Annotated in this window: 13 protein-coding genes and 1 riboswitch; of the genes, 6 read left to right on the forward strand and 7 right to left on the reverse strand. The window is 71.1% G+C overall.

The features are described from left to right. Nucleotide 1: 1 nt before the first annotated feature. On the forward strand, nucleotides 2-721 hold the full coding sequence (gene mtgA / locus LDO26_RS04755; RefSeq protein WP_232129923.1) for a monofunctional biosynthetic peptidoglycan transglycosylase: 720 nt from the start codon (nucleotides 2-4) through the stop codon (nucleotides 719-721). Beyond that, entirely contained in the window at nucleotides 718-1,725 is a 1,008-nt protein-coding gene (locus tag LDO26_RS04760; RefSeq protein WP_232129924.1) for a glycosyltransferase family 2 protein, read from the forward strand. The genes mtgA and LDO26_RS04760 overlap by 4 nt, the downstream gene beginning before the upstream one ends. Before the next feature lie 28 nt (nucleotides 1,726-1,753). Here the strand turns inward: LDO26_RS04760 and LDO26_RS04765 are convergent, their stop codons facing one another. From LDO26_RS04765 to LDO26_RS04790, 6 genes are all read right to left on the reverse strand, one after another. Continuing rightward, nucleotides 1,754-3,730: an AsmA family protein gene (locus LDO26_RS04765; protein WP_232129925.1), complete on the reverse strand. Its 1,977-nt coding sequence runs from the start codon at nucleotides 3,728-3,730 to the stop codon at nucleotides 1,754-1,756. 131 nt (nucleotides 3,731-3,861) lie between these two features. Beyond that, nucleotides 3,862-4,263, reverse strand: coding sequence for a hypothetical protein (locus LDO26_RS04770; RefSeq protein WP_232129926.1), 402 nt, complete (start codon nucleotides 4,261-4,263; stop codon nucleotides 3,862-3,864). A 49-nt stretch (nucleotides 4,264-4,312) separates the two neighbouring features. Continuing rightward, nucleotides 4,313-4,972, reverse strand: a complete 660-nt coding sequence (trhA, locus tag LDO26_RS04775) for a PAQR family membrane homeostasis protein TrhA (protein WP_232129927.1) — start codon at nucleotides 4,970-4,972, stop codon at nucleotides 4,313-4,315. A gap of 97 nt (nucleotides 4,973-5,069) precedes the next feature. After that, the gene (locus LDO26_RS04780) at nucleotides 5,070-6,674 is read right to left on the reverse strand and encodes a peptide chain release factor 3 (protein WP_232129928.1); all 1,605 of its coding nucleotides are present in this window, start codon (nucleotides 6,672-6,674) and stop codon (nucleotides 5,070-5,072) included. Nucleotides 6,675-6,775: 101 nt separating this feature from the next. Continuing rightward, complete coding sequence (locus LDO26_RS04785; RefSeq protein WP_232129929.1) at nucleotides 6,776-7,684, reverse strand: M23 family metallopeptidase; 909 nt, start codon at nucleotides 7,682-7,684, stop codon at nucleotides 6,776-6,778. After that, nucleotides 7,681-8,781, reverse strand: a complete 1,101-nt coding sequence (locus LDO26_RS04790) for an NHL repeat-containing protein (RefSeq protein WP_232129930.1) — start codon at nucleotides 8,779-8,781, stop codon at nucleotides 7,681-7,683. Before LDO26_RS04790 ends, LDO26_RS04785 begins: the two co-directional genes overlap by 4 nt. 121 nt (nucleotides 8,782-8,902) lie before the next feature. Next, a riboswitch (SAM riboswitch) is annotated at nucleotides 8,903-9,031 on the forward strand. 104 nt (nucleotides 9,032-9,135) lie between these two features. On the opposite strand from LDO26_RS04790, the gene metX reads away from it, so the two are divergent. From metX to LDO26_RS04810, 4 genes are all read left to right on the forward strand, one after another. Then, entirely contained in the window at nucleotides 9,136-10,230 is a 1,095-nt protein-coding gene (gene metX / locus LDO26_RS04795) for a homoserine O-succinyltransferase MetX (RefSeq protein WP_232129931.1), read from the forward strand. Next, on the forward strand, nucleotides 10,227-11,477 hold the full coding sequence (locus tag LDO26_RS04800) for an O-succinylhomoserine (thiol)-lyase (protein ID WP_232129932.1): 1,251 nt from the start codon (nucleotides 10,227-10,229) through the stop codon (nucleotides 11,475-11,477). Before metX ends, LDO26_RS04800 begins: the two co-directional genes overlap by 4 nt. After that, a complete protein-coding gene (locus LDO26_RS04805) occupies nucleotides 11,474-12,556 on the forward strand; it encodes a homoserine dehydrogenase family protein (RefSeq protein WP_232129933.1) in 1,083 nt (360 codons plus the stop codon). Before LDO26_RS04800 ends, LDO26_RS04805 begins: the two co-directional genes overlap by 4 nt. A gap of 165 nt (nucleotides 12,557-12,721) precedes the next feature. Further along, nucleotides 12,722-13,480, forward strand: a complete 759-nt coding sequence (locus LDO26_RS04810; RefSeq protein WP_232129934.1) for a DUF1521 domain-containing protein — start codon at nucleotides 12,722-12,724, stop codon at nucleotides 13,478-13,480. A gap of 136 nt (nucleotides 13,481-13,616) precedes the next feature. On the opposite strand, the gene LDO26_RS04815 is transcribed toward LDO26_RS04810, so the two are convergent. Further along, nucleotides 13,617-14,341 (reverse strand): L-serine ammonia-lyase (locus tag LDO26_RS04815; RefSeq protein WP_232129935.1); only part of this gene is annotated, 725 nt, incomplete at its 5' end.

The following is a 14,341-nucleotide window of genomic DNA, read 5'->3' on the forward strand; positions in this document are numbered from 1 at the left end:
GATGAACGACATCGGCAACCGGCGCCCGCGCCGCTGGCTTCGGCGTCTGCTGTGGCTGCCGGTGATCGCGGTGCTGTTCACCGTCGCGCAGGTGCTGGTGCTGCGCTTCGTCGATCCGCCGTTCTCCGCGTTCATGGCGATCCGCCAGATCGAAGCCTGGACCGATGGCGACGACGACGTGCGCGTGTACTACCAGTGGCGCGACCTGGACCGGATCGCCACCAGCCTGCCGGTCGCGGTGATCGCCGCCGAGGACCAGAACTTCGCCCGGCACCGCGGCTTCGACCTGGACGCGATCGAGAAGGCGCGCGACCACAATGCCCGTGGCGGCTCGGTCCGCGGTGCCAGCACGATCAGCCAGCAGACCGCGAAGAACCTGTTCCTGTGGGGCGGACGCAGCTGGCTGCGCAAGGGACTGGAGGGCTGGTACACCCTGCTGATCGAACTGCTGTGGCCCAAGACCCGCATCCTCGAGGTCTACGTCAACATCGCCGAGTTCGGCGACGGGATCTACGGCGCCCAGGCCGCCGCGCGCCGCCATTTCGGCAAAGATGCGGCGCAGCTGAGCCCGAACGAGAGTGCGCGGCTGGCCGCGGTGCTGCCCAGCCCGCGCCGCTACAGCGCCTCGCGTCCCGGGCCGTACGTGCAGCGGCGGGCGCAGTGGATCGAGCGCAATGCGCGGCAGATCGGCGGCCCCGCCTATGTGGAGGCACTGGATTGAACGTCACCGACGCCTTACCCGCCGGCGCCGCAGCCGGCGCCTGCGACCGGCTGACGATCCTCGTCGCCGCCTTCGACGAGGCCCAGTCGCTGCCCAGGCTGCATCCGCGGATCGCCGCGGTGATGGCCGCGCTGCGGGCCGACGGCATTGACGCGCGCGTGCTCTACGTCGACGACGGCAGCGGCGATGCGACCTGGGAGGTCATGCGCGCGCTGGCCGCGGACGACCCGCGCGTGGCGTTGCTGCGGCTGTCGCGCAACTTCGGCAAGGAGGCGGCGCTGACCGCCGGCCTGGACATGGTCGAGACCGGCGCGGCGATGATCCTCGACGCCGATGGCCAGGACCCGCCGGAACTGATCCCGCAGTTCGTCGCCCACTGGCGCGCCGGCTATGACGACGTCCATGGCACACGCCTGAGCCGGGACGGCGAGGGCTGGGTGAAGAAGTCCACCGCGCACCTGTTCTACCGGCTGATGCAGCGGCTGGCCAGGACCCCGGTGCCGGCCGATACCGGCGACTACCGGCTGCTGTCGCCGCGTGCGCTGGCAGCCCTGCGGCAGCTGCGCGAGCGCCAGCGGTTCATGAAGGGCCTGTTCGGCTGGATCGGGTTCAACCGCATCGCGGTGCCGTACCAGCGCGAGTCGCGGATCGCCGGCCGCAGCAAGTTCAGCCTGTGGCGGCTGTGGAACTTCGCCATCGACGGCGTCACCAGTTTCTCGACCGCGCCGTTGCGGCTGGCGACCTATGTCGGCGGGCTGACCGCGTGCGGGGCCTTCGTGTTCGCGTTGTGGATCATCTGCAAGGCGCTGCTGTTCGGCGACCGGGTCGCCGGCTGGCCGACGATGATGACGGTGATCCTGTTCCTCGGCGGCGTGCAACTGGTCGCACTGGGCGTGATCGGCGAGTACCTGGGGCGGCTGTACGAGGAGTCGAAGCAGCGGCCGCTGTACCTGGTGCAGGACTGGCGGCCGGCAGGATCCGGATCGGACGACGCATCGGCGTAATCGAGGCAAGGCCCGTGTCCGGGCCGGGTCAGCGCGCGTAGTCGCCGCCGCAGTCGCTGTCCTCGCCGCCACCGAGTTCCAGCGTCGCCAGCAATGCGGCCGGCGGCGTGATCGAGCCCAGTGCCAGCGCGATCGCGCCGCGCAGGCCCAGGCGCGCCATGTCCGGGCGGAAGCTGGGCGCGGCGAAGGTGCCGCCGACCACCAGCGGCGAGCGCAGCGCGAGGATGCTGCGGTCCTTGGGGCGCGGGCGCAGTTCCAGGTCCAAGGTCTCGTCGCGCAGGCTGACCTGGCCCTCGCCGACGATGATCGTATCGCTGGTGTCGAACGCCAGCGCGCGCGCGTCCATTACTCCCTGCTGCACGCCGAAATCGGCGAACGCGCAGCGGATCGGGATCTGCTTGTCCTGGCCGATCAGGTACTTCAGCGATTCGTAGATGTCGATGCCGGCCAGTTCGACCAGCAGGTTGCTGACCCGGCCCGCCCCCATGCCGACAGCGACATCGCCGTCGGCGCTGCCGAGCATCGCCGCGACCGAATTGCCGGTGCCGGCGACGTTGATGCTGCCGCCGATGCGTCCCACGGCCTGGCTGGCCAGCTCGTTGTCCGGGAACAGCCCGCCCAGTTCGATCCCGCGCAGCGTGGCCTGCAGGCGCGTTTGGATCGTATCCTTGCGCGCGTCCATCCGCACCGTCGAGCGGATGTTGCCGCCGGCGACGCCGAAGTCCAGCGGGTCGAGGCGCAGCAGGCCGGCTTCCAGCAGCAGGTGCGCGTCCATGTCGTCGATCGGCAGCGACGGCGCATTGATGCGCTGCGCGCGCAGCCGCACGTCGGCGTCCATGGCGCGCAGCTTGCCGAGGTCGTAGGCGGTGTCGGGAATCACCTTGCCCTTGGCCGCCAGCTGCTCGGCACGCGCGACCAGTTCCGGGTCCAGCGCCTCGCCATCGTCCGCGTCCGGCGTGCCGCCGAGGAAGCCGGCGAGATCATCGAAGTCGAGCCGCTCCGACACCAGGTCGGCCTTCAGGAACGGACGTTCGCCGCCGACCGTGATCGCGGCATCGCCGCCGAGGTCGCTCTGGCCGACTTTGCCGGTGAAGCCGTCGTAGTGCCAGGTGCTGCCGTCGCGGGTCAGGCGGCCGTCCAGCGCATACGGCGGGGTATCGGGCATCGCCACCCCGACCAGTGGATACAGGTGTTCGAGGTTCTGTCCGGACAGCGCGAACTGCAGGTCGAAATCGCGCAGCTGCAGCGGGTCGACCAGGGTGCCGCGTGCGTGCGCACGGGTGGCGCCGGCGCGTGCGCGCAGGTCGATGCGGTAGGGCTTGTCGGTGTCCTGCAGCTCCAGCGGCGAGGCGGCGATGCCCTGCAGCGTGAAGCGGTTGCGCGCCCAGGTGCCGCCGCCTTCGATGGCGATCGGCGGCGCCGCATCGGCGTCGTCGGGCTGCTGGCTGGCGAGCTGCACGGCGATGTCGGTGCCGCCGGGCGTATCGAGGAAACGCAGGTGGCCCTCGTCGACCCACAGCCGCCGCACCTGCATCGGCGCGCCTTCGGAATCGCCCAGGCCCAGGTCCCAGTTGCCGGCGCCGCCGTCCGGGTTGGTTTCCAGCTGCAGCGCCGGCCGGGTCAGGCGGATTTCCGGCAGGCGCGTCTGCCGGCGGAAGATCAGCGGGAGGATCTCGACCTGCAGTTCCAGTCGCTCGACCGAGGCCATCGTCGCGTCCTTCGCCCAGTCCGCGTTGGCGAACTTCAGGCCGTCGGCGCGGACCGTGGTCACCCGGCCGAGGTCGACGTCGAGATCGCCGCCGATCTGCAGCACCCGGCCGGTCCGCGCCTGCACGGCCCGCTCGACCGGGCCCTTGAACCAGTTCCAGTCCCACAGCAGCACCAGCAGGATGAGCGCGGCGGCCAGCACGACCAGGGTGATGCGTCCGGGATGGCCGCGGAATGCCCGGCGCAACCGGTCGGATGGCGGGGGAGAGGCTGTTGCCCGGGGCGTGTCGGCGGTCATCGGATTCGGCTCGTCGCAGCCACCATCCGCGTATCGCGATCAAGCAGAGGTGAACGCGACCGGAGGATTCCGTGGCCGGCGACCGCCGCGGCGACGGAGAACAAGGCGGAGATCGGGCCGCTCGCGCAGCGTTAGTCTGCCGCGGAGGCGCCGTCCGGGTCGCCGTCGGGCAAGGCGGTACAGGCGAATGCGCGGCCGCTGTCCTCGGAGATCTCGATGAAGTCGCCATCGACGATGAAGCGCAGGCCGACCTCGGACCAGATCGGCGGCCGGCTGCCCTGGATCGCGCCGATATGCACGATGCGGCCGTCGGTCATCGTCAGGCGCGCATGGCGGCCGTCGCGGATCAGGTCGATGCGCCCGGCGCCCGGGCAGTCGTAGCGCGCGATGACGGTTTCGGTCTCGACCGGCGCGATTGCAGGCGGCGACGCGGGAGCGGCGGGCGTCGCGCTGCCGGTTGGGGCCGGCGCCGGCGCGCATGCGGCCAGCACGGCGAGACAGGCGGCGGCGATCGAACGGTCGAAGACGGGCATTGCGGCGCTCGCGGGGAACCGGTCGCATGATAGCGGCCCGGCCACGGCGTCAACGCGTCGGTACCACCTGCGCCAGCACCGCGATGTAATGGCAGACGCTGCCGGCGATGCAGAACAGGTGCCAGATCGCGTGCGCGTAGGGGATCGAGTCGCGCATGTAGAAGAACGTGCCCAGCGTGTAGAACACGCCGCCGGCGATGATCCAACCCAGCGTCCATCCGTCGAGCGCGGACACCACGGGCCCGATCGCGATGACGATCAGCCAGCCCATCGCCACGTAGATCGCGGTCGACAAGCCGCGGAAACGACCCGTGTAGAACAGCTTGAACACCACCCCGACCAGGGCCAGCCCCCAGATGATGCCGAACAGCCACCAGCCCAGCGGGCCGCGCAGTCCGATCAGCGTGAACGGCGTGTAGGTGCCGGCGATCAGCAGGTAGATCGCGCAGTGGTCGAATACCTTGAGCCGGCCCTTGACGACCGGGTGGTGGATCGAGTGGTACAGCGTGGAGGCGACGTAGAGCAGCAGCAGCGTGACCCCGAACACGATCGAGGCGCCGAGCTGCCAGCCATTGCCGTACAGGGCGGCCAGGGTGATCAACACCGCGCCTGCGGCCAGCGCGGCGGCTGCGCCAAGGCCGTGGGTCAGCGCGCTGGCGAGTTCCTCGCGCTTCTCGCGCAGGCTCATGTGGGGGGCGGCACTGGTCATCGGGGCGGTCCGGCGGGGGAGGTGGACCCGCCGATTATGGCCCCGCGCCGAGGCCGTGTCAGATGCCCGGCGCGGCGTCGGCCGACGTTACCCCACCTCAGCCGGCCGGCGCGGCGTGCGCGTGCTCGCGGGTGGCGAGGAACTCGATGCCCGGTGCGCGTTCTTCCGCCAGTTGCAGGTTGACCCGGGTCGGCGCGAGGTAGACCAGCTGGTCGGCGCCGTCGAGCGCGAGCTGCATCGCGTACTTGTCGCGGAAGTCCTCGAGCTTCTTCGGATCCGCGCAGCGGATCCAGCGTGCGGTCGCGACCTGCACCGGTTCGAACGTCGCCTCGACGCCGTACTCGTCCTTGAGCCGGTAGGCGACGACGTCGAACTGCAGCACGCCGACCGCGCCGAGGATCAGGTCGTTGCTCATCATCGGCTTGAAGAACTGCGTCGCACCTTCTTCCGACAGCTGCGCCAGGCCCTTCTGCAGCTGCTTGAGCTTCAGTGGATCGCGCAGCCGCGCGCGGCGGAACAGCTCCGGCGCGAAGTTGGGGATGCCGGTGAACGCCAGCGCCTCGCCCTCGGTGAAGGTGTCGCCGATCGAGATCGTGCCGTGGTTGTGGATGCCGATGACGTCGCCCGGATACGCCTCGGCGGCGATCTCGCGGTCGCTGGCCATGAAGGTCAGCGCGTTGGCCAGCTTCACTTCCTTGCCGGTGCGCACGTGGAAGGCCTTCATGCCGGCGCTGAAACGGCCCGAGCACACGCGCATGAACGCCACCCGGTCGCGGTGCATGGGGTCCATGTTCGCCTGGATCTTGAACACGAAGCCGGTCAGCTTCGCTTCCTCCGGCGCGACGTCGCGCGTGGTGGTGGCGCGCGGCCGCGGCGACGGCGCGTGTTCGACGAAGAAGTCCAGCAGCGGCTGCACGCCGAAGTTGTTGACGCCCGAGCCGAAGAACACCGGCGTCTGCCGGCCGGCGAGGTAGGCGTCGAGGTCGAACGGATGGCTGGCGCCCTGCACCAGCTCCAGCTCCTCGCGCAGATTGGTCAGCATGTCGGCGCCGATCTTCTCCGCCAGCCCCGGCGCGTCCAGTGACGGAAAGATGGTCGAGTCCTGGCGGGTGAAGTTGCGCCCCGGCTCGTAGAGGTGGACTTCGCCGGTCACCAGGTGCACCACGCCCTTCAGGCGCTGGCCCATGCCGATCGGCCAGGTCACTGGCGCGCACTGGATGCCGAGCACGCTCTCGACCTCGTCGAGCAGGTCGATCGGGTCCTTGCCCTCGCGGTCGAGCTTGTTGATGAAGGTCATGATCGGCGTGTCGCGCATGCGGCACACCTCCATCAGCTTGATCGTGCGTTCCTCGACGCCCTTGGCCACGTCGATGACCATCAGCGCCGAGTCGACCGCGGTCAGCACGCGGTAGGTATCCTCGCCGAAGTCGGCGTGGCCCGGGGTGTCGAGCAGGTTGACGATGCGGCCCTCGTAGGGGAACTGCATCACCGAGCTGGTGACCGAGATGCCGCGCTCCTTTTCCAGCGCCATCCAGTCGGAAGTCGCGTGGCGCGCGGCCTTGCGGCCCTTGACGCTGCCGGCCATCTGGATCGCGCCGCCGAACAGCAGCAGCTTCTCGGTCAGCGTGGTCTTGCCGGCGTCGGGGTGCGAGATGATCGCGAAGGTGCGGCGGCGGGCGGCTTCGGTGGCGACGTCGGACATGCGGGGACGCACGCGGCGGCGTGCACTCGGGAATCGGGAAGGGCGCGATTATACGCGCGGCGGCGAATGCGGTCGGGCGCCGCGAGCGGTGCGGTCAGGGGTCAGGGCGACGCGTCCAGGGGCGGCGGCTCGCTGAAACGCAGGATGCCGCCGGGGCCGAACATGCGGAACGGCACCGACACCAGGCGCATGCCGTGGTTGGCCTGCACCACGAAATGCAGGTGCGGGCCGCTGCTGGCGCCGGTGTTGCCGGAGAAGCCGATGACCGTGCCGCGCCGCACCCGCGTGCCCGGCGCGACCACCACGCCGCCGCGCTGCAGGTGCGCGTACAGCGCCATCGTGCCGTCGTCGTGCAGGATGCGGACGAAGTTGGTCCGCGCCGGATCGATGTCGGTGCCGGCGCTTCGCCCGGTGCCGGTCGGCCCGGCGACGCCCGCCTCGACCTGCATCACCACGCCGTCGCGCGCGGCCAGTACCGGCGTGCCTTCCGCGGCCACGAAATCGACCGCATGGCGGTTCTCGTCGTCGTCGTGGCTGAAGCCGCCGCCGAATCCCTGGCTGATCCGCGGCGGCACCCCGCGCAGCGGATAGCGGTACTCGACGTCGCGCGGGCGCGGGCCGGGCGCGCCGGGGACGCTGCGCAGGCGCAGGCCGGCGGTTGCCACCGCGCGGTCGCCGTCGTCGAACAGGCGGCTGACCACCGCGCTGCCGCGCGCCGGTACCGTGGCGCGCGCCGGCAGTGCGGGCGCGCCGCGTGGCGCCGGGCCGGCGGCGGTCAGCATGACCTCGACCGGTCCGGAGAGCGGGTTGTCGGCGATCGCCAGCGCGCCATCGGGCGTCGCCACCACGCGCAGGCGCACGACCGCTTCGGCGGGCGCCGTGCTGCCGGTCGGGCCAGGGCCGGGCGCGGTCGCCGCAGTTGCGGGCGGATGCTGCGCGGCCAGCGGCCACGCCATCAGCAGCGCGGGCAGCAGCGTCAGGGCGGTCGCCACGCGCGCGGCGGCGCTCATTGCACGCAGGCCGGATCCAACTGCAGCGTGGCGACGATGTCGCGCAGGTCGAACGCGCCGATCGCGCGGTCGGCGTGGACCGCGAACAGCGCGCCGCCGGGAAACGCCCGGGTCGGCGACGGGTGCAGGGCGATACCGTCGGTACCGTCGACGGTCGTGCCGGTGAACGCCCCCGCGGGTGCCAGCGACTGCCGGTCGAACAGCCGGAAGACCGTCAGCGGGCTGACCTGGTCGGCGACGATCCAGTAGCCGCTGTCGGCCGTGCAGGCCCACAGCGCGATGCCCTCCGGTTCCAGCAGGAAGGTGCCCCCGGGCAGCGCGCGGCCGGTCGGCTGGCCGTCGAACGTGTATTCGCGCAACGTCGCCTCGTGGCGCATGTCCTCGTCGGCGATCAGCAGCCGCCCGGACGCGGGATCGCCGGCGATCGATTCGACGATCCGCAGCGCGGTCCGTTCGCGGGTATCGCCGAAACTGCCGAGCGCCGTCACCCGCAGGCCCTCGTGCGCATCGCCATCGAGCCGGTAGCGGCGCACGCGCCGGTCGAGCTGGTCGAACGGCGGCACGCGGCGGAAATCCGGGCCTTCCATGAAGCTGTCGGTGACATAGACCTCGAGCGTGTCCGGCGCGGTCTCGTGCGCCCACAGGCCGTACGGGCTGCGCAGTTCGGGCGTGCCGAACAGCAGCGCCGGCGCGAAATCCGGCAAGGCCAGCACCTGCACGCGGTGGTTGTCGCGCTCGGACACGAGCAGCAGGTCGCCATGGACGAACACGCCGTTGGGGCGGTTGAACGCGCCGGGCGCCTCGCCCTTGCCGCCGACGGTACGCAACCGGTGGCCGGTATCGGCATCGAAGACCAGCAGTTCATGGCTGCGCTTGGCGCTGGCGATCAGCCAGGTGGCGCCGTCGGGTGTCGGCCAGGTGGCCAGCGAATCGAGTTCGGCCCCGTCCAGCGCCGGGGTCAGATAGCGCTCGACGACCGCCGGCAGGCCGGTCGGCGTGGCAACGGAAGGAGGCGACTGCGCGCCTTGGCCGGTGGTGGTACAGCCGGCCAGCCACGCCAGGAGCAGCGCGGCGGCGAAAGGAAGGGACTTCGACATCGCCTGGATTATGCCCATTCATCCACGCCTCCGCAGCAGCCGCGCCGGCCATCAATCGAATCCATCGCTTCATCCGCATGCAGCGATTGACATTCGCCGCGGGGGCTGGCAACCTGCGCGGCATCCATCGAGACCGGCTGAGGGACAGGCCCTTTGAAGCCGGGGCAACCTGATGGAGCCAGCGCCAGACGCCGGTTCCCTCGCGGTGCCAAATCCTGCGGGGACCTGTGCGTCCACCGGAAGATGGTTGTGGTCCGCCGCGCTGGATGCGGCAGGCGACATCCGCCGATCAGGCGTCTTCCGGCATTCCCCGCAGGCAGCGATGGGTCCCGTTCCCTTCCGGATCCGCCTGCAATGAGCTTCATCGACCCCACGCCCCGTTTCGCCGACTCCTCCGAGTCCTTCCCCAGCTCCGTGCACGACGCCGCGGCTCCCGTCGCCGTGCCGTTCGCGGACGCGTCCTTCCCCTGCGCTGCCCCCGCCACTGCCGACACCGCCAGCCGCGGACGGATCACGGTGACGCTGCCGATGCGCCACGCCGGGACGCGCAGCCTCGATCTCGCCTGGGAACTGCGCGGCGCGGCCGGCGCGCCGGTGGTGTTCGTCGCCGGCGGCATTTCCGCGCATCGCCATGTCGCCGCGAGCGCGACGTTCGCCGAGCCGGGCTGGGCCGACCACCTGGTCGGCGAGGCGCGGGCACTGGATCCGGCGCGCGTGCAGGTGCTGGCGTTCGATTTCATCGGTGCCGATGGCGCCCTGGATGCGCCGATCGACACCACCGACCAGGCCGATGCGGTCGCCGCGCTGCTCGACGCGCTGGGGATCGCGCGGCTGCATGCGTTCGTCGGCTATTCCTATGGTGCGCTGGTCGGCCTGCAGTTCGCGGCGCGGCACCCGCAGCGGCTGCGCGCGCTGGTCGCGGTCAGCGGTGCGCATCGCGCGCATCCCTATGCCGCCGCGTGGCGCGCGCTGCAGCGCAAGGCGTTGGCGCTGGGCGAACTGCAGTGCGCCGACAGCCAGGGCCTGTCGCTGGCGCGCCAGTTCGCGATGCTGAGCTATCGCACGCCCGAGGAATTCTCCGAGCGTTTCGACGCCGCGCCGGTGGTCGTCAACGGCCAGGTGCGGGTCGCCGCCGAGGACTATCTCGACGCCGCCGGCGCCCGCTACGTTGCCCGCACCTCGGTCACGGCGTGGCGGCGGCTGTCGGAGTCGATCGACCTGCATCGCGTCGATCCGGCCACGATCCGGGTACCGACGACCGTCGTCGCCGTCGAAGGCGACCGGCTGGTGCCGCTGGCAGATGCGGTGACGCTGCTCGAAGGGCTCGGCCCGGCCGGCCAGCTGCGCGTGCTGCGCTCGGCCTACGGCCACGACGCCTTCCTCAAGGAAACCGACCGCATCGACGCCGTCCTGGCGACCGCACTGCACAAGACTGGAGACAAGGCATGAGCATCCACGACACCACCGCCCCGGCGCAGTCCTGTCGTCCGGCCACGCGCGCGGTGCGCGCCGGCATCGACCGCGATCCCGCGTACGGTGCGGTGACGCCGCCGATCGTGCTGTCGAGCAACTTCAGCTTCGACGGCTTCGACCGCAAGCGCCAGTATGACTACACCCGCAGCGGCAACCCGACCCGCGACCTGCTGGGCGAGGCGCTGGCCGAGCTCGAGGGTGGCGCCGGCGGCGTGGTCACGCCGACCGGCATGGCCGCGATCACCCTGGTGCTCAATGCGCTGCTGCAGCCCGGCGACCGGCTGGTGGTGCCGCACGATGCCTACGGCGGCAGCTGGCGGCTGTTCGACGCGCTGGCGCGCAAGGGGCATTTCGAGCTGGTGACCGCCGACCTGACCGATCCGCGCTCGCTCGCCGATGCGCTGGCGCAGTCGCCGCGGGTGGTGCTGATCGAGACCCCGTCCAATCCGCTGCTGCGCATCACCGACCTGCGCTTCGTCATCGAGGCCGCGCATCGCGCCGGCGCGCTGGCAGTGGTCGACAACACCTTCCTGTCGCCGGCGCTGCAGCGGCCGATCGAGTTCGGCGCCGACGTGGTGCTGCATTCGACGACCAAGTACATCAACGGCCACAGCGACGTCGTCGGCGGCGCTGTGGTGGCGCGCGACGCGGAACTGCATGCGCAGTTCGCGTGGTGGGCCAACGCGCTGGGCATCACCGGCTCGCCGTTCGACAGCTTCCTGACCCTGCGCGGCCTGCGCACGCTCGACGCGCGGCTGCGCGTGCACCAGGAGAACGCCGCCGGCGTGGTCGCGCTGCTCGATGCGCATCCGGCGGTGGCGGCGGTGCATTATCCGGGCCTGGCCTCGCATCCGGGGCACGCGCTGGCGGCGCGGCAGCAGTCCGGTTTCGGCGCGATGCTGGCGTTCGAGCTGCAGGCGGCCGAGGGCGTGGACCAGGTCGACGTCGTGCGCGCCTTTGTCGACGGCCTCGAGCAGTTCACCCTGGCCGAATCGCTGGGCGGCGTGGAAAGCCTGGTCGCGCACCCGGCGACGATGACCCATGCGGCGATGACCCCGGAGGCGCGTGCGGCGGCCGGCATCTCCGACGGACTGTTGCGGCTGTCGGTCGGCATCGAGGCGCTGGAGGACCTGCAGGCAGATCTGATCGCCGCGCTCGATCGCGCGAATGCGGTCATCGAGGCCGCGGCCGCGCAGGCCGCGCGCAAGCGGGTGGACGCATGAGCAGCGTGGTGCCGCTGCGCCGCGCCGCGCAGCCGCAGGCCCGCACCGCACGCCTGGCGCTGCTGGGCACCGGCACCGTCGGCAGCGCCTTCGTTGCGCGCTACGGCACGCTGGCTGCGCAGGGCATTGCCCTGCCGGGTGTGTCGTGGATCTGCAATTCGCGCACCCAGCTGGCCGGCGGCGACGATCTCGACGCGGTGCTGCGGCAGGCGCGCGCCGCGGCCGCCCGGCGCAGCGGATTCCCGCCGTGGGCCGAAGGCGAGAGCCCGCGGCCCGGCGACATCGTCGTCGACGCCACCGCCAGCGAGACCGTCGCCGACTGGCATCCCGAGTGGCTGGCGCGCGGCATCCATGTGGTGACCGCGAACAAGCTCGGCACCGGCGGCGACCTCGGGCGCGCGCAGGCGATCGGCGATGCGGGCGAGGCCGGCGGCCGCTATGGCGACAGCGCGACGGTCGGCGCCGGCCTGCCGCTGCTGCGCAGCCTGCGGGCGCTGGTCGACGGCGGTGACCGCATCCATTCGATCGAGGGCGTGCTGTCGGGCTCGCTGGCGTGGCTGTTCGCCGGCTACGACGGCAGCCGGCCGTTCTCGGCCTGCGTGCGCGAGGCACAGGCCGCGGGCTACACCGAACCGGATCCACGCGTCGACCTGTCGGGCGAGGACGTGCGCCGCAAGCTGCTGATCCTGGCGCGGACCGCCGGTTTCGCGCTGTCCACGCACGAGGTCGAGGTCGAGTCGCTGGTCGACGCGGCGCTGGCGCAGGCCGCGCCCGATGCGGTCGACGGCCTGCTCGACACGCTCGATGCCCCGCTCGAGGCGCGGCGCGCGGCGGCGGCCGTCACGGGCCGGCGGCTGTGCTTCGTTGGCCGCTTCGACGCGCAGTCGGGCGCGTCGGTGGGCCTGCAGGCGCTGCCGCCCGCGCATCCGCTGTGCGCCGGTGGCGGCACCGACAATCGCGTCGCGATCCACAGCGACCGCTACCGCGAACGTCCGCTGGTGATCCAGGGACCGGGCGCGGGCGCGGACATCACCGCCGCCGCGTTGCTCGACGACGTGCTGCGGATCGCGCGCGGCTGAGAGGCTTGAGCGTCATTCGCGCGGCGACGGTTCCGCTACGGCGTTCGATCTGCTCGCAACCCCTGCCTGGGGTCGACCCTAGGTAGGGTCGGCCCGGATTGTGACGGCGGCCCCCCGCGGATGGAATGCATTCATCCAGCTTCCAACCATGACAGGGGCATTCCCGTGACCGACAACCTCAGCGTCTCCGTTTCGCTCAGCATCAGCGGCCAGCTGCCGGCCGCGCCCAGTTCGGCCAGCACGCAGCGCACGGCCGATGGCCGCGTACAGTTCGAGAACGACAACTACCGCATCACCGCCGGCGACAATGACGAAGTCATCGTCAACAACAAGAACACCGGCGAGACCTACCGCATCTGGGGCGACCCGCACGTCGAGATCGACGGCAAGCACGCGTTCGATTTCTGGGGCCAGACCACGTTCCTGCTCGACGATGGCACCAAGGTCACCATCGAGACCACGCCGTGGGACAAGGGCGGCAACGGCGCGACGGTCGCATCGGTGGTCACGATCACCGACGGCGACTACGGCGTGCAGATCAGCGGCGTCGACAGCAACACCTACGGCGACCTGTCGTTCCAGGAGTTCGCCGGTGGCGGCCGGATCCTCGATGCGGCGGTGCGCGACGGCAACGTGCTGCTGGAGAACGAGAACGGCAGCGGCTTCATCGCCGTCGACAAGAACGGCAACATCCAGAACGTCGACCAGGCCTTCATCCTCGCCACCGACGAGCTGAAGAACGGTGGCCCGGACTTCCTGGCGCATTTCGCCGAGATCTTCTCGTTCTTCACCGGCCTGACCTCGATCAGCTTCAACGGCCTGCTGGGCCTGGGCGAAGACAATCCCAGCCGCGAGCCGACCCCGGAAGCGAAGCCGGCGGTGCCGTGGCAGTTCAGCCTCACGATGTCGGTCAGCTACAGCTGACGCATCGTCGCGGCAGGGCCGCACAAGCCGCAGCAAACGCAAACCCCGGCGCTGGCCGGGGTTTGTCGTTCGGGCCCATTCGCCTGCCGGCCATAGCTGCGCGATGCCGGGCTCCGCATCCGTCCTGCGGTTTCCGTCAGCACTCGATGACGTTGACGGCGAGTCCGCCGCGCGAGGTTTCCTTGTACTTGTCGCGCATGTCGCGTCCGGTGTCGCGCATGGTGCGGATGACCTTGTCGAGGCTGACCTTGTGCTTGCCGTCGCCGCGGAAGGCCATGCGCGAGGCGTTGATCGCCTTGACCGCGCCCATCGCGTTGCGCTCGATGCAGGGGATCTGCACCAGGCCGCCGATCGGGTCGCAGGTCAGGCCGAGGTTGTGCTCCATGCCAATCTCGGCGGCGTTCTCGATCTGGCCGGGCGTGCCGCCGAGCGCGGCGGTCAGGCCGGCGGCGGCCATCGAGCAGGCCACGCCGACCTCGCCCTGGCAGCCGACCTCGGCGCCGGAGATGCTGGCGTTCTCCTTGTAGAGGATGCCCACGGCGGCGGCGGTGAGCAGGAAATCGAACACGCCCTGTTCGCCGGCGTTCGGGCAGAAGCGGTCGTAGTAGTGCAGCACCGCCGGCAGGATGCCGGCCGCGCCGTTGGTCGGCGCGGTGACCACGCGGCCGCCGGCGGCGTTCTCCTCGTTGACCGCCAGCGCATAGAGGTTGACCCAGTCGAGCACGGTCAGCGGATCGCGCATGCCGGCCTCGGGCTTGGACGACAGCTCGGCGTGCAGCGCCGGCGCGCGCCGGGTCACGTGCAGGCCGCCGGGCAGGGTGCCGGTCTGGCGGATGCCGCGCGCCACGCACGACTGCATCG

This window comes from Proluteimonas luteida, from assembly GCF_021191695.1.
Lineage (GTDB): Bacteria > Pseudomonadota > Gammaproteobacteria > Xanthomonadales > Xanthomonadaceae > Luteimonas > Luteimonas luteida.

Bases quoted from the DNA above. Each gene is read 5' to 3' on its own strand.
- LDO26_RS04785 (WP_232129929.1), bottom strand. From the start codon at position 7,684: ATGAGCGCCGCCGCGCGCGTGGCGACCGCCCTGACGCTGCTGCCCGCG.
- LDO26_RS04770 (WP_232129926.1), bottom strand. From the start codon at position 4,263: ATGCCCGTCTTCGACCGTTCGATCGCCGCCGCCTGTCTCGCCGTGCTG.
- LDO26_RS04790 (WP_232129930.1), bottom strand. From the start codon at position 8,781: ATGTCGAAGTCCCTTCCTTTCGCCGCCGCGCTGCTCCTGGCGTGGCTG.
- LDO26_RS04805 (WP_232129933.1), top strand. From the start codon at position 11,474: ATGAGCAGCGTGGTGCCGCTGCGCCGCGCCGCGCAGCCGCAGGCCCGC.
- trhA (WP_232129927.1), bottom strand. From the start codon at position 4,972: ATGACCAGTGCCGCCCCCCACATGAGCCTGCGCGAGAAGCGCGAGGAA.
- LDO26_RS04780 (WP_232129928.1), bottom strand. From the start codon at position 6,674: ATGTCCGACGTCGCCACCGAAGCCGCCCGCCGCCGCACCTTCGCGATC.
- LDO26_RS04765 (WP_232129925.1), bottom strand. From the start codon at position 3,730: ATGACCGCCGACACGCCCCGGGCAACAGCCTCTCCCCCGCCATCCGAC.
- mtgA (WP_232129923.1), top strand. From the start codon at position 2: ATGAACGACATCGGCAACCGGCGCCCGCGCCGCTGGCTTCGGCGTCTG.
- LDO26_RS04800 (WP_232129932.1), top strand. From the start codon at position 10,227: ATGAGCATCCACGACACCACCGCCCCGGCGCAGTCCTGTCGTCCGGCC.
- metX (WP_232129931.1), top strand. From the start codon at position 9,136: ATGAGCTTCATCGACCCCACGCCCCGTTTCGCCGACTCCTCCGAGTCC.